Genomic DNA, 14,484 nt, shown 5'->3' on the forward strand with positions numbered 1-14,484 from the left:
CGTGACAATGGGACGTATGTCCGTCCCACCGGTATGCACCCAACCCCCGAGCACCCCCTACCCCGGTGGGCGCCGGCCCCTACCCCTCAAGGGGGACAGCCGGTGAAGAATCCACTTCCAGAGGATGAGCAGACGGCTACGAGCGGTCTGGCAGACTTGCCGTCCATGGGGGAACCGACCGAGATCCAGCGAGGCGACGCCCGGCGCGCCGACGCGGCCAGCGGTGGCGGTTCCGAAGCAGCGAAGGCCGTCCCCGGCCGCCTGCCCGATGGAGCCACCCGTGCCGCCCAGTCCCGTACCGCCGCCCTGCGCAGCCGCGTCAGCGCCCAGCGCCGCTCACCGGCCAGGCCGCGGATCTGGTTCGAGCTGGCGCTGATCGGGATCAGCTACTGGGTCTACTCGATCGTGCGCAACGCGGTTCCCGAACAGGAAGCGATAGCCCAGAAGCACGCGAGCTGGATCTGGGACCTGGAGAACCACCTCGGCATCGCCGTCGAGCGCTCGATCAACCACGCCGTGGACAGCGTCGGGTGGCTCATCACGGGGATGAACTACTACTACGCGACCCTGCACTTCGTGATCACGATAGGCGTGCTGGTCTGGCTCTACCGCAGCCACCCCGGGCGCTACGTCGCGGCCCGCACGGTGCTGTTCGTGACCACCGGGATCGCCCTGGTCGGCTTCTACTTCTTCCCGCTGGCCCCGCCCCGGCTGATGACCGACGGCGGCTTCATCGACACCGTGAAGGTCCACGGCACCTGGGGCTCGATGGCCTCCGGGCCCGCCGCGCACGTCTCCAACCAGTACGCGGCCATGCCCTCGATGCACATCGGCTGGTCGATGTGGTGCGGCCTGGCGATCTTCTTCCTGGCCCGCCGCACCTGGGTCAGGGTGCTCGGCCTGATGTACCCGGCCGCCACCCTGGTGGTGATCGTCTCCACCGCCAACCACTTCTGGATGGACGCCGTCGGCGGCGAGCTCTGCCTGATGGTGGGCTTCCTCACCGCCCGCTGGATGTACCACGAGTGGGTCTACCGGCTGCCGAAGGTGCCCGCCCGGGAGACGCCGGCCGACCGGCCGATCACCGTCCCGGAGCAGTGGAGCGAGCCCGCGGTCAGCAGCGCGCGCCGCTAGCGCCCGTCTTCGAAGGGGCCCCGACCGGGGCCCCTTTCGCGTACCCGGGGCGGGCCGTCCCCGGGGGCGGCCCCGGTCAGTCGGCGCCGTAGAACAGCCGGTCCACCACCGCCCGGGCCCGCCGGGTGGTCCGCCGGTAGTCGTCCAGCAGCTCGCCGCTGTGCCCGGAGCCGTACCCGAGGTAGCGGGCCACCCCCGCCAGCTCCCGGGCCTCCCCCGGGAAGCTGTCCCCGGGCCGCCCGCGCACCAGCATCACCGCCGCCCGCACCCGGGAGGCCAGCACCCAGGCCGTGTCCAGCACCTCGGCGTCCTCCGGCTCGACCAGCCCGGCCTCCGCGGCCGCGGCCAGCGCCGCCCTGGTCCGGGTGGTGCGCAGGGCCGGCAGCTCGTACCCGTGCCGGAGCTGCAGCAGCTGCACCGTCCACTCGACGTCCGCCAGCCCGCCCCGGCCGATCTTGGTGTGGGTGGTCGGGTCGGCCCCGCGCGGCAGCCGCTCGGCCTCGATCCGCGCCTTGATCCGGCGGATCTCCACCAGGTCCCGCTCCGGCACCCCGCCGCCGGGGTAGCGCAGCGGGTCGATCAGCTGTCGGAACCGCGCGCCCAGCTCCTCGTCCCCGGCCACCGGTTCGGCCCGCAGCAGCGCCTGGCTCTCCCAGGCGTGCGACCAGCGCCGGTAGTACGCCGCGTACGAGGCCAGGGTGCGCACCAGCGGGCCGCTGCGGCCCTCCGGCCGCAGGTCGGCGTCGACCAGCAGCGGCGGCTCGGTGGACGGCGCGCCCAGCTGGGCGCGCAGCTCGTGGCAGACCGCCTGGGCGGCCCGGGCGGCCTCCTCCTCCAGCGAGCCGAGCAGCGGCTCGTGGACGAAGAGCACGTCCGCGTCCGAGCCGTAGCCCAGTTCGTGGCCGCCGAAGCGGCCCATCGCGATCACCGCGATCCGGGTCGGCAGGTCCCCGTGCTCGGCCTCCCAGCCGGCCACGCAGGCGCGCAGCGCGCCGCCCAGGGTGGCGGCGTTGAGCGCGGTGAGCGCCTCCCCGGCGGTGTCCAGCGCCTCGGCCGGGTCCTCCCCGAGCCGCCCGAGCACGTCCGCGGCGGCGGTGCGGAACAGCTCTCGGCGGCGCACCGAGCGGGCGGCGGCCACCGCGGCGTGGGTGGACCCGGCCCGGCCGACGGCGGCCAGTATCTCCGACTGCAGCGCCGCCCGGCCGCGCGGTTCCAGGCCGTGCGGGTCGCCCAGCATGGCCACCGCCTCGGGGGCGCGCAGCAGCAGGTCGGGGGCGAGCCGGCCGGCCGACAGCACCCGGGCCAGCTGTTCGGCGGCGGCGCTCTCGTCGCGCAGCAGCCGCAGGTACCAGGGGGTGCGGCCGAGCGCGTCGGAGACCTGGCGGAAGTTGAGCAGCCCGGCGTCCGGGTCCGCGGACTCGGCGAACCAGCCGAGCAGCACCGGCAGCAGGGTGCGCTGGATCGCCGCCTTGCGGCTCACCCCGGAGGCGAGCGCGCTGAGGTGCCGCAGCGCGGCGGCCGGGTCCGCGTAGCCCAGCGCCTCCAGCCGGGCCCGGGCCGCCTCCGGGCTGAGCCCGGTGGCGCCCGGCGGAAGTTCGGCGACGGCGTCGAGCAGCGGCCGGTAGAACAGCTTCTCGTGCAGCCGCCGGACCTCCATCGCGTGCCGCTTCCACTCGCGCTGCAGCGCGGCCACCGGGTCGGCGCGGGTGTCGTCGTTGATCAGCGCCGCCAGTGAGCGGGCCAGCCGGCGCAGGTCCTCGGCCCCGGTGGGCATCAGGTGGGTGCGGCGCAGCCGGTACAGCTGGATGCGGTGCTCCAGCGAGCGCAGGAAGCGGTACGCGGCGTCCAGCGAGGCGGCGTCCGCCCGGCCGACGTAGCCGCCCCGGGAGAGCGCGGCCAGCGCCTCCAGGGTGTTGCCGCTGCGCAGCGCCGGGTCGGTGCGGCCGTGCACCAGTTGGAGCAGCTGGACGGAGAACTCGACGTCGCGCAGCCCGCCCGGGCCGAGCTTGAGCTGGCGGTCCAGCTCGGTGGCCGGGATGGAGTCGATCACCCGGCGGCGCATCTGCTGCACGTCGGCGACGAAGTTCTCCCGGGCGGCGGCCTGCCAGACCATCGGGGCGAGCGCCGCCACGTACGCGGCGCCGAGCTCCGCGTCCCCGGCGACCGGGCGGGCCTTGAGCAGCGCCTGGAACTCCCAGGTCTTGGCCCAGCGCTGGTAGTAGGCGAGGTGGCTGGCCAGGGTGCGCACCAGCGGGCCGTTGCGGCCCTCGGGGCGCAGGTTGGCGTCCACCGGCCAGATGGTGCCCTCGCCGGTGGTGTCCGCGCACAGCCGGGTGAGGGCGGCGGCCAGCCGGGTGGCGGCCTTGAGCGCCTCGTGCTCGTCCACGCCCTCGCGCGGCTCGGCGACGAAGACCACGTCCACGTCCGAGACGTAGTTGAGCTCGCGGCCGCCGCACTTGCCCATGCCGATCACGGCGAGCCGGCAGGCCGCGGCCGCCTCCGGGTCCTGCTCGGCGGCGAGGTCCAGGGCGGTCTGGAGGGTGGCGCCGGCCAGGTCGGCGAGTTCGGCGGCGGTCTGCGCGAGGTCGGTGGTGCCGGTGAGGTCGCGGGCGGCGATGGCGAGCAGGCAGCGGCGGTAGGCGACGCGCAGCGCGTTCGCGGGGCCGAGGGTGTCGTCCCGGACGCCCTCGGCGAGGGAGCGGCGGAAGTCCTCCGGGCCGGGGTGCATGTCGCGCAGTTCGAAGGTGACCAGCACGTGCCAGTCGTGCGGGTGCCGGGCCAGGTGGTCGCCGAGCGCGGTGGAGACGCCGAGCACGCCGAGCAGCCGGTCGCGCAGCGGCTTGGAGGTGGTGAGGGTGTCGCGCAGGGTGTGCCGGTCGGCCGCGTCGGCGGCCTCCAGCAGCCGGGACAGGCCGAGCAGCGCGAGGTCGGGGTCGGCGGTGGCGCCGAGCGCGTCCAGCAGCACGGGGTCGTCGGCCAGGCCCTCCAGCCCGGGGCCCTCCAACAGCCGCACCGCCCGCGCCGGGTCGGTGAACCCGCGCCGGACCAGCCGGTTCTCCGGCCGGCTGACCCGGCTCCCGGCCCGCTGCTCCTCCACCGCCATCGGCCCCTCCATCCGTCCGCCCAGGGGCCCGTCCGGGCCTGGCAGGTCCGTCCGGGCCCTAGCAGGTTACGCGCCCCGGCACCCCGTCGCCGGACGCGACCGCCCGCCGCCGTCGGCGTGACCTCGGCCCCGCCGTGCTCGTTCACCCGGGCGCCGCCCCCGTCCCCCGCCCTCGTCCCCCGCCCCCGGAGCGCCGATGCCCACGACCGGCCCCAGCCGCCTGCCCTCGCTCACCGGGCTGCGCTTCTGGGCCGCCCTGCTGGTGGTGCTCTACCACCTCTCCCGCAAGGTGGGCGAGCTGCCGCTGCTCAGCCCGCTCGCCTGGTACGGCCGTTCGGGCGTGACGTTCTTCTTCGTGCTCTCCGGTTTCGTGCTGGCCTGGACGTACGGGGCCTCGCCCGCCCGGCCGTGGGTCTTCGCCCGCCGCCGGTTCGCCCGGATCTGGCCGCTGCACGTGCTGACCACCGCGCTGTCCCTGGGCGCGGACGCGGCGATCGGCGCGGTGCTGCCGGTGGCGGCGGCGCTCTGGTCGCTGGCGCTGGTGCACCCGTGGGCGCTGCCCACCCTGTACGGCGGCAACCCGGCCTCCTGGTCGCTGGGCGCCGAGGCCTGGTTCTACCTGCTGTTCCCGCCGCTGCTGCGCCTGCTGGCCCCGCGCCGGCGCGCCTGGCTGCCGCTCGCGGCCCTGTGCGCCGTGCTCGGCCCGGTGCTGTGGGCGGCCGGCGCCGTGCTGCCCGCCGACCCGACGGTGCGCGGCTGGCTGCTGGACTACCTGCCGCCGGCCCGGACCCCGCAGTTCGTCCTGGGCGTGGTCACCGGCCTGGCCGTGCGGCACGGCGTGCTCCCCCGGGTGCGCCTCCTGCGGCCGGGGCTCCTCCCGGCGGCCGCCGCCGTGCTGCTCTTCCACGTCCTGCTGGTCCCCTGGCACGCCGCCGTCCCGGACTCCTCCTGGTACGGCCCGTACAGCGCCTCCCAGTTGCTGTCCGCGCCGCTGTTCGCCGCCCTGCTGGCGGCCGCCGCCCGGCGGGACGCCGCCGGGGCCCCGCCCCGGCTGCTGGCGGGCCGGACGGCCGTACGGCTCGGCGAGTGGTCGTACGCCTGGTACCTGGTGCACGAGATCGGCGTCCGCTGCTGGCTGGCCGTCCAGGGCCGCCCGGCGCCGGGGGCCGCGACGCTCGGCGTCTGGCTGCTGCTGGCGGGCGGCTCGCTGGTAGCCGCGGGGGCCCTGTACCGCTGGGTGGAGCGCCCCTGCGAGCGGCTGCTGCGCGGCGCCCCGCGGGGCCGGGACGCGGCGGCGCCGCTGCCGCCCCGCGCGGTGCGGGTGGTGCGGCAGCGGCGCCGTGGCCGGACGGTGGATCAGCCCTCGGCGGATCAGCCCTCGGTGGAGCCGTCCAGGTTGACGTAGGCGTAGAAGACGCCCAGGTCGTAGCCGTCCTTGTCGGTGTCGAACAGCACCTTGATGTCGGTGTCGCCGTTGCGCAGGAACGGCGAGATGTCCCAACGGTTGGAGTCGTAGCCGAAGTTGTTGCGGTTGTACGGGGTGCGGATGAACTGGTCGGCCGGGGTCAACTCCTCGATGGTGGAGTTGAACGCGTCGTTGGAGGCGTGGTTGAGGTCCGAGAAGAGCGCCTGCGGGCCGTTGGTGGACTTGATGGCGAGGGTGTCGCCGGTCCACTTGAGGTCGCCGTCGTAGACGACGAATCCGAGCTTGCCCGCGACCGGGCCGGCGGCGGGGGTCTGCAGCCCGGTGAGGTCGAACTCGCGCGGCGGGCTGTCCGGCAGCTCGACCCGGAAGCCGTCCCACAGGTGGATGTGCCGGTACGGCTTGCAGTCGTTCTCGTACGCGACCACGATCGTCCAGCCGCCCCAGCTGTGCGGCTTCACCACCGAGTCCATGTTGGCGACGGTGTAGGTGCCGTTGCCGGCCTGCCGGACCAGGTCGGTGATGTCGGCGGAGGCCTGGTAGCTGCTCTCCACGTCGGTGGTGATGTAGCCGATCGAGGGCTGGTCGTTGGCGATGTTGCGGTACTGGCCCTCGCCCGGGACCTTCAGGTAGACCTCGTCGATCTGGTTCTCCGGCAGCACGACGTCGTCGATGCCGCGGGTGCCGCCCCAGTACAGCCGGGCGTACTTGACCCGGGAGCCGTCGATCAGGCCCAGGTCGGCGGAGCTGGCGGAGTAGATCCCGTCGCCGAGCGGGCCGACCGAGCCCGGGTCGATGTTGATGTACTTCATCTCGTACTTGTTGTTGATCGGCCGGGAGCCGAGGCCCTTGCGGGCGTCCTCGCAGGACGGCTGCTCCGGGTCGAGCGGCGCCTTCGTCTCGTCGCAGGTCATCAGCGAGTTGCTGATCCGGGTGATGGAGCCGTGGAAGTCGCCCTCGAAGCGGGTGGTGAACGGCAGCTGGTTCTCGGCGATCGTGGTGGCCCGCTGCTGCGGGCGGTGCGGCTGCGGCGACTGCAGCGCCTGGAACGACTGGAGCGGGTTCTTCGACTGCAGCGACTGCAGCAGCTCCAGCGGGTTCTTCGGGTGCAGCGGAAGCTGCGGGAGCTGCGAGCTCTGCGGGCTCTGTGAGTTCTGCGGGCTCTGCGAGCTCTGTGAGCTCTGCGGGGCCTGCGAGTTCTGCGAGCTCTGCGGGTACTGCGCACCCGCGTTCGCACCGGTGCCCGTACCCGAACCGCGGGCGTCGGCGACGGTCGGGACGGCCAGCAGCTGGCCCGCGACGGCGGCCACGGCGGCACCCACGACGCAGGTCCGGCGGACGAGCAGTCGGGTGGCGGCGGCGCGACTGACGGAGGAGGTCATGTGATCCTCTTTCAGGATGAAACGGACATTCAGACCCCATCGGACCATGACACCCGGTCATACAAGCTTCACATTCCGCCACCGCGACCGGCGATCCGTCGCAGATCCACTCCATAGGACGGCCCGCCGTCGTCCCTTCGGACGACAGCGGGCCGGAAACGGTTTGAGCGGCCGTCAGCCGCTCACAGCACCTGGAGGTTCTTCCGCAGCTCGAACGGGGTGACCTCGGAGCGGTACTCCTCCCACTCCTTGTGCTTGTTGCGCAGGAAGAAGTCGAAGACGTGCTCGCCGAGGGTCTCGGCGACGAGCTCGCTGCGCTGCATCAGGTCGATGGCCTCGCCGAGGTTCTGCGGCATCGGCTGGATGCCGAGGGCGCGGCGCTCGGAGTCGGTCAGCGCCCACACGTCGTCGTCGGCGCCGGGCGGGAGCTCGTAGCCCTCCTCGATGCCCTTCAGGCCGGCCGCGAGGGTGACGGCGTAGGCGAGGTACGGGTTGCAGCCGGTGTCCAGGGAGCGGACCTCGATCCGGGTGGAGCCCTGCTTGCCCGGCTTGTACATCGGCACCCGGATCAGCGCCGAACGGTTGTTGTGGCCCCAGCAGATGTACGAGGGCGCCTCGCCGCCGGCCCCGGCGGTGCGCTGGGAGCCGCCCCAGATCCGCTTGTAGGAGTTCACCCACTGGTTGGTGACGGCGGCCGTCTCGGCGGCGTGCTTCAGCAGACCGGCGATGAAGGACCGGCCGACCTTGGAGAGCTGGTACTCGGCGCCGGACTCGTGGAAGGCGTTGCGGTCGCCCTCGAACAGCGAGACGTGGGTGTGCATGCCGCTGCCGGGGTGCTCGGAGAACGGCTTGGGCATGAAGCTCGCGTGCACGCCCTGCTCCAGCGCGACCTCCTTCATGACCAGCCGGAAGGTCATGATGTTGTCGGCGGTGGAGAGCGCGTCGGCGTAGCGCAGGTCGATCTCCTGCTGGCCGGGGGCGCCCTCGTGGTGCGAGAACTCGACCGAGATGCCCATCGACTCCAGCATGGTGATCGCCTGGCGGCGGAAGTCGTGGCCCACCCCGCGCGGGGTGTGGTCGAAGTAGCCGGACTGGTCGGCGGGGATCGGCGGGGTGCCGTCGCCGGGCAGGTTCTTCAGCAGGAAGAACTCGATCTCCGGGTGTGTGTAGAAGGTGAAGCCCTGCTCGGAGGCCTTCTCCAGGGTGCGCTTGAGCACGAACCGGGGGTCGGCGAAGGAGGGCGAGCCGTCCGGCATCAGGATGTCGCAGAACATCCGGGCGGTGCCCGGGGTCTCCGAGCGCCACGGCAGGATCTGGAAGGTGGTCGGATCCGGCTTGGCGATCATGTCGGACTCGTACACCCGGGCGAACCCCTCGATCGCCGAGCCGTCGAACCCGATGCCCTCCTCGAAGGCCTGCTCCAGCTCGGCCGGCGCCACCGCGACCGACTTCAGGAAGCCGAGCACGTCGGTGAACCACAGCCGGACGAACCGGATGTCACGCTCTTCGAGCGTCCGAAGCACGAACTGCTGCTGCTTGCCCATGGGGACAGTCTCACCTCTGCTCTTTACGCTCGTGTTACGCCCCGGAGGCCGTGGAAAGACCTCGTAAAGCGGTTGCCCCCATCATGGCCGATCCCCGCCCGGCCCGGCAGTGCCGACCCCCGCCGCCGGCTCCTGCCCAGGACATCGCGTCAGTTAGACGATTACACTCGGGGCATGCCCAATCTCCGTCTCGCCCTGTGCCAGACCGACCCCTGGGTCGGTGACCTCGCCCGCAACGGCGACGAGGTGGTGCGCCGGACCAAGCAGGCCGCGGAGGCCGGCGCGCAGCTGGTCGCCTTCCCCGAGATGGCCCTCACCGGGTACCCGGTGGAGGACCTCGCCCTGCGCCACTCCTTCGTCGAGGCCTCCCGCGCCGCGCTGGTCGCCCTGGCCGCCCGGCTGGCGGCGGAGGGGCTGGGCGGGGTCCCGGTGGTGGTCGGCTACCTCGGGCGCTCCGAGCACGCCTCGCCGCGCTTCAACCGCCCGGCCGACTCCCCGCAGAACTGCGCCGCCGTGCTGCACCGGGGCGAGGTGGTGACCCGCTTCGCCAAGCACCACCTGCCCAACTACGGCGTGTTCGACGAGTTCCGCTGGTTCGTCCCGGGCGACCAGCTGCCGGTGCTGCGGCTGCACGGGGTGGACGTCGCGCTGGCGATCTGCGAGGACATCTGGCAGGACGGCGGCCGGGTCACCGCCGCCCGCGAGGCCGGCGCCGGGCTGCTGCTGGTGGTCAACGGCTCCCCGTACGAGCGGAACAAGGACGACCAGCGGCTGGAGCTGGTGCGGCGCCGGGCCGCCGAGGCGGGCTGCGCCCTGGCGTACGTCAACATGGTCGGCGGCCAGGACGAGCTGGTCTTCGACGGCGACTCGATCGTGGTCGGCGCGGACGGTGAAGTCCTGGCCCGCGCCCCGCAGTTCGAGGAGCACCTGCTGGTACTGGACCTCGACCTGCCGGCCGCCGCCGGCGACGACACCGACGGCCTGCTGCTCAGCGACGGGCTGCACCTGGTCCGTACCGAGCTGGGCGGCGGGCCGCAGGCCGCGCCCGCCGAACCGCTCACCGCCGGGGTGGCGCCGCGGCTGTCCGACGAGGCCGAGATCTGGGCCGCGCTGGTCTCCGGCACCCGGGCGTACGTGGCCAAGAACGGCTTCGGCTCCGTGCTGATCGGCCTGTCCGGCGGCATCGACTCGGCGCTGGTGGCCGCGATCGCGGTGGACGCCGTCGGCGCGCCGAACGTGCACTGCGTCTCGATGCCCAGCCGCTACTCCTCCCAGCACTCCCGGGACGACGCGGCCGAGCTGGCCCGCCGGACCGGGCTGCGCTTCCGGACCGTCTCCATCGCCCCGATGTTCGACGCCTACCTGGGCGCCGTCGAGCTGACCGGCCTGGCCGAGGAGAACCTCCAGTCCCGGCTGCGCGGCACCCTGCTGATGGCGATCTCCAACCAGGAGGGGCACCTGGTGCTCGCGCCCGGCAACAAGAGCGAGCTGGCGGTCGGCTACTCGACCCTGTACGGCGACTCGGTGGGCGCCTACGGGCCCGTCAAGGACGTCTACAAGTCGCTGGTCTTCCGGCTGGCGCGCTGGCGCAACGAGGAGGCCGGGCGGCGCGGCGAGGTGCCGCCGATCCCGGAGCACACCATCACCAAGCCGCCGTCCGCCGAACTGCGGCCGGACCAGGTGGACACCGACTCGCTGCCCGACTACGACCTGCTGGACAGCCTGCTGACCCGCTACATCGAGGGCGACGAGGGCCGGGACGCGATCGTGGCGGCCGGCTTCGACCCGGCCCTGGTGGACCGGGTGGTCCGGCTGGTCGACACCGCCGAGTACAAGCGGCGCCAGTACCCGCCGGGCCCGAAGATCTCGGCCAAGAACTTCGGCCGGGACCGCCGCCTGCCGATCACCAACCGCTGGCGCCGCGGCTGACCCCCACCCGGCCAGCGCTCACCCGGCCGGCCCTCAGGAGGAGTACCGGTACGTGGCGGCCACCGGGAGGTGGTCGCTGCCGTCCCGGGGCAGGGTGCGGGAGTCCACCGGCTTCAGCCCGCCCTTGCTCATGATCTGGTCGATCCGGGCCATCGGGAAGGCGGCCGGCCAGCTGAAGCCGAAGCCGTCCCCGGCGGCGCCCTGGGCCGAGCGCATCTGCGAGGTGACCGGCGCCAGGCTGCGGTCGTTCATGGTGCCGTTGAGGTCGCCGAGCAGCAGGACCTTCTTCAGCGGCTCGGCCTGGATCGCGTCGCCGAGCGCCTGCGCGCTGACGTCCCGCTGGTTGACGGTGAAGCCGCCCTCGGCCTTCAGCCGCACCGAGGGCAGGTGCGCGACGTACACCGCGACCGGGCCCTGCGGGGTGGTGACCTCGGCCCGGAAGGCCCTGGTCCAGCCGATCTTCAGGTCCACCGGGGTGACGTCGCCGATCGGGTACTTCGACCAGAGCCCGACGGTGCCCTCCACGGTGTGGTGCGGGTAGGCGGCGGCGAGCCCGGTCTCGTACGAGCGCAGCTGCTTGCCGGCCAGCTCCTGCAGGGCGACGATCTGGGCGCCGGAGTCCACCAGGGTGCGGACGGTGCCCGGCACGTCGGTGTTGGCGGCGGCGACGTTGTGGCTGACCACCGTCCAGTCGCCCTTGCCGCCGCTCTTGTCGCTCAGCAGGCCGCCGAACAGGTTGGCCCAGAGCACGACGGGCAGCAGCAGGGCGATCAGCGCGGTGGCGGAGCGGCGCAGCAGCGCGGGCACCAGCAGCACCGGGACGGCCAGGCCCAGCCAGGGCAGGAAGGTCTCCAGCAGGCTGCCGAGGTTGCCGGCGCTGTTGGGGACCTCGGCGTGCAGGGCGATCAGCGCGGCGGTGAGCACGGCCAGCACGGCGACCACCAGGCCGCGCCGCCAGGTGGTGCTGCCGCGGGCGTCCCGGCCCCAGTGGCGCAGGCCGAGGAAGCCGCCTCGACGCGACGCGGGGGCCGGGCCGTCGGCGCCGCCCCCTGGGGCCGCGATCCGTTCGGTCCTGTCCGCCTGCGCCATGAAGTGGCTCCCGTTCGCTCGTGCCGCCGCCGTTCCGGTACCCGGACCGTCGAAGGTGCGGGCACGACCGGACCGGTGCCGGTTTGATCGGATACCCGGCTCAGCCTATGCCGGGACAGACGTCGGGCCCGCTGAGCGGGTTCCGGCGTGGCCCGGTTTGGTGAGCGAGGCCACGTCCGGTCCGGCGGGCGAGGCCGCGTCCGGGGCGCCGTCCGGCCGGGTCAGCGGGGTGCGAGGCCTTCGAGCATGGAGTCGACCAGCTTGCGGGCCAGGTCGGGGTCCTCCAGGTCGGAGTCGTCCCACAGGATGCTGCGGTAGAGGATCGGCCCCATCAGCAGGTCGTTGAGCAGTTCAAGGTCGAGGTCGTCGCGGATCACGCCCTCGGCGACGGCCCGGCGGATCAGGCCGAGCCCGACCTCCCGGCGGGGCTTGATCACCCGGTCCCGGTAGGCGGTGTACAGCTCGGGCAGGGTCTGCATCTGGCCGAGGGCGGCCTTAAGCACCCAGCGGGTGCGCTTGGCCAGGCCGCGCCGGCGGACGTGGTCCACCAGGGCGATCAGGTCGGCCCGGGCGCCGGCGCCGGTGGGCTCCGGCAGCGGCTCCTCCAGTCGGCTGACCACGTCGACCAGCAGGGCCTCCTTGTTGGGCCAGCGCCGGTAGATGGTGGCCTTGCCGACGCCGGCGGCGGCGGCGATGCCCTCGATGGTGAGCTCGGACAGCGCGGTGCCGCCGGCCATCAGGTCCTCGACGGCCCCGAAGATGGCCTGCTCGGCGGCCTCGCTGCGGGGCCGGCCACGGCGTACCTCCGCGCAGTGCTGCCCGGTGCCGGCGGTCGGCGTGTCCGTCTTCATCCCCGCTGTCTCTCCCTCGTCCTCCCCGGTCGCCCTGGCGCCGTGGGGTGTCCTCCGGTGGGCCCTCGGCAGGGGGCCTGCCGGGACCGAGGCCCCGCCACCCGGGCGTACCCGGGTGACAGGGCCATTGTCACTCAGTCGCGGTACGGCCGGCCGCCGGTCAGGCGTCCGCGGCCGCGGACTCCCGCTCCTGGCCGCGCTGCTCGGGGGCCGGCCCGGCCGGTCCCGCGGGGGCGGCCGAGCGGCCCGGCAGCAGGAACCAGGCGACGACGGCGCCGATCACCGAGACGCCCACCGAGAGCGAGGCGACCACGTGCATGGCGTGGATGAAGGAGTCGTTCGCCGGGGCGACCAGCGCCTCGCCGCCGGGGATGCGGCCGGCGATGGCCAGGGTGGCCTCCAGCGACTCGCCGGCCTTGTCGCGCAGCCCCTCGGGCAGGTGGGTCAGGGTGTCGGCCATCCCGTCGCGGTAGACGGTGGAGAGCACCGCGCCGAGCACGGCGACCCCGAGCGAGCCGCCGACCTGGCGGAAGGTGTTGTTGACGGCCGAGCCGGCGCCGGCCTTCTCGCGGGGCAGCGAGGCCATGATCGCGACGGTGACCGGCGGCATGACGTGCGCCATGCCCGCGCCCATCACCAGGCCGAGCAGGACCAGCACCCAGATCGGGGTGGTGGCGGTCAGCACGACGTAGCCGACGAAGCCGAGCGCGACCAGCAGCATGCCGCCGGCGGCGGTGGCGGCGACGCCGAGGCGGTCGACCACCAGCCGGGCCCGCGGCGCGAACACCAGCTGGGCGGCGGCCAGCGGCAGCATCAGCACACCGGCCTGGAGGGCGCTGTAGCCGCGCACGCTCTGGATGTAGAAGACGCCGAAGAAGGAGACGCCCATCAGCGCGAAGAAGATCACGCCGACGACCACCACGGAGGCGCTGAACACCCGGTTGCGGAACCAGGTGACGTCCAGCGCGGGGAACGCGGTGCGGCGCTCGTACCAGACGAAGGCGACCAGCGCGACGACGCCGACCAGGGTCGGCACCCAGGCCCCGGCCGAGGTGAAGTCGGCCAGCTCGCCACCCTTGATGATGCCGTAGATCAGCGCGACCAGGCCGATGATCGACAGCAGCACGCCGATCGGGTCCATCCGGCCCGGGTTGGGGTCCTTGGACTCGGGGACCAGGATCACCATCGCTATCACCGCGACGACCACGATCGGGACGTTGACCAGGAAGACCGAGCCCCACCAGAAGTGCTCGATCAGCAGGCCGCCGGTGATCGGGCCGATGGCGATGGCCAGGCCGACCGCGCCGGCCCAGATCCCGATCGCCTTGGGCTGCTCGGAGCGCTCGAAGACGTTCATGATGATCGCCAGCGTGGCGGGCATCGCGAGCGCGCCGCCGACGCCCATCAGGGCGCGGTAGCCGATGAGTTCACCGGGCGAGGCGGCCAGCGCGGACAGCAGCGAGGCGATCCCGAAGACCACCATGCCGGCCAGCAGCGCGCGCTTGCGGCCGAACCGGTCGCCGAGCAGGCCGGAGGTGAACAGCAGCCCGGCGAAGACCAGGGTGTAGGAGTTGATCGACCATTCCAGGTCGCTCTGGGTGGCCCCGAGGCCGACCGGCGCGGGGGTCGCGATGGTCTTCATCGCGACGTTGAGGATCGAGTTGTCGAGCACGACGACGAGCAGGGCGAGCAGCAGGGTGCCGAGGATCGCCCAGCGCCGACGGTGGATGGCTTCCGGCACGCGGGGTGGCGCGGCTGCGGTGGTCATGGGTGTTCCCGTCCGTGGTGGTGTGGCACTGGCGGGCAATTCCGAGCCGAATGCGTCTCGTAACCCCCCGCACCAGACTAGCGGCCGATACGATACGAGACGAACCCGTTTCGTAAAGAGCAGGCAAATTCGGGGGTCTCCCGCGCACCCCGGCGCGGGGCGCCCGCGCACCCGGTGCGGCGCGGATCGCGCCCGGTGTGGCGTGGATCGCACCGGGACGAACGCACCCCTCTTTGCGCCGGAGCCGGGGCGTGCAAGCAT

9 protein-coding genes are annotated in these 14,484 nt (G+C 73.4%); 3 read left to right on the top strand and 6 right to left on the bottom strand.

Features of this window, described 5'->3' with window-relative positions; translation table 11 throughout:
* Positions 1-165 precede the first annotated feature (165 nt).
* Positions 166-1,134 carry a phosphatase PAP2 family protein gene (locus ACFY4B_RS01160; RefSeq protein ID WP_387966159.1) on the top strand — a complete coding sequence of 323 codons (969 nt, stop codon included), beginning with the start codon at positions 166-168 and terminating at the stop codon, positions 1,132-1,134.
* Between the two features lie 76 nt (positions 1,135-1,210).
* Here the strand turns inward: ACFY4B_RS01160 and ACFY4B_RS01165 are convergent, their stop codons facing one another.
* Positions 1,211-4,237 carry a bifunctional [glutamine synthetase] adenylyltransferase/[glutamine synthetase]-adenylyl-L-tyrosine phosphorylase gene (locus tag ACFY4B_RS01165; RefSeq protein WP_387966160.1) on the bottom strand — a complete coding sequence of 1,009 codons (3,027 nt, stop codon included), beginning with the start codon at positions 4,235-4,237 and terminating at the stop codon, positions 1,211-1,213.
* Between the two features lie 196 nt (positions 4,238-4,433).
* Here ACFY4B_RS01165 and ACFY4B_RS01170 point away from each other — a divergent pair, with 196 nt between their 5' ends.
* A complete protein-coding gene (locus ACFY4B_RS01170) occupies positions 4,434-5,642 on the top strand; it encodes an acyltransferase family protein (RefSeq protein ID WP_387966161.1) in 1,209 nt (402 codons plus the stop codon).
* Here ACFY4B_RS01170 and ACFY4B_RS01175 read toward each other — a convergent pair.
* Positions 5,609-7,042, bottom strand: a complete 1,434-nt coding sequence (locus ACFY4B_RS01175; RefSeq protein WP_387966162.1) for a hypothetical protein — start codon at positions 7,040-7,042, stop codon at positions 5,609-5,611. The genes ACFY4B_RS01170 and ACFY4B_RS01175 overlap by 34 nt on opposite strands.
* Positions 7,043-7,224: 182 nt before the next feature.
* Positions 7,225-8,586, bottom strand: a complete 1,362-nt coding sequence (gene glnA, locus ACFY4B_RS01180) for a type I glutamate--ammonia ligase (RefSeq protein ID WP_049652796.1) — start codon at positions 8,584-8,586, stop codon at positions 7,225-7,227.
* 174 nt (positions 8,587-8,760) lie between these two features.
* On the opposite strand from glnA, the gene ACFY4B_RS01185 reads away from it, so the two are divergent.
* Positions 8,761-10,515, top strand: coding sequence for an NAD+ synthase (locus ACFY4B_RS01185; protein ID WP_387966163.1), 1,755 nt, complete (start codon positions 8,761-8,763; stop codon positions 10,513-10,515).
* 33 nt (positions 10,516-10,548) lie between these two features.
* Here ACFY4B_RS01185 and ACFY4B_RS01190 read toward each other — a convergent pair whose 3' ends face one another.
* The 3 genes from ACFY4B_RS01190 to ACFY4B_RS01200 all read right to left on the bottom strand — a co-directional run bounded on the left by ACFY4B_RS01190 (position 10,549) and on the right by ACFY4B_RS01200 (position 14,223).
* Positions 10,549-11,604, bottom strand: coding sequence for an endonuclease/exonuclease/phosphatase family protein (locus ACFY4B_RS01190; RefSeq protein ID WP_049652793.1), 1,056 nt, complete (start codon positions 11,602-11,604; stop codon positions 10,549-10,551).
* A 221-nt stretch (positions 11,605-11,825) separates the two neighbouring features.
* Positions 11,826-12,455: a TetR/AcrR family transcriptional regulator gene (locus ACFY4B_RS01195; RefSeq protein ID WP_074000856.1), complete on the bottom strand. Its 630-nt coding sequence runs from the start codon at positions 12,453-12,455 to the stop codon at positions 11,826-11,828.
* Positions 12,456-12,615: 160 nt separating this feature from the next.
* The gene (locus ACFY4B_RS01200) at positions 12,616-14,223 is read right to left on the bottom strand and encodes an MFS transporter (protein WP_387966164.1); all 1,608 of its coding nucleotides are present in this window, start codon (positions 14,221-14,223) and stop codon (positions 12,616-12,618) included.
* Positions 14,224-14,484: the final 261 nt, after the last annotated feature.

It is taken from the genome of Kitasatospora sp. NPDC001261 (genome assembly GCF_042896795.1).
Classification (GTDB): Bacteria; Actinomycetota; Actinomycetes; order Streptomycetales; family Streptomycetaceae; genus Kitasatospora.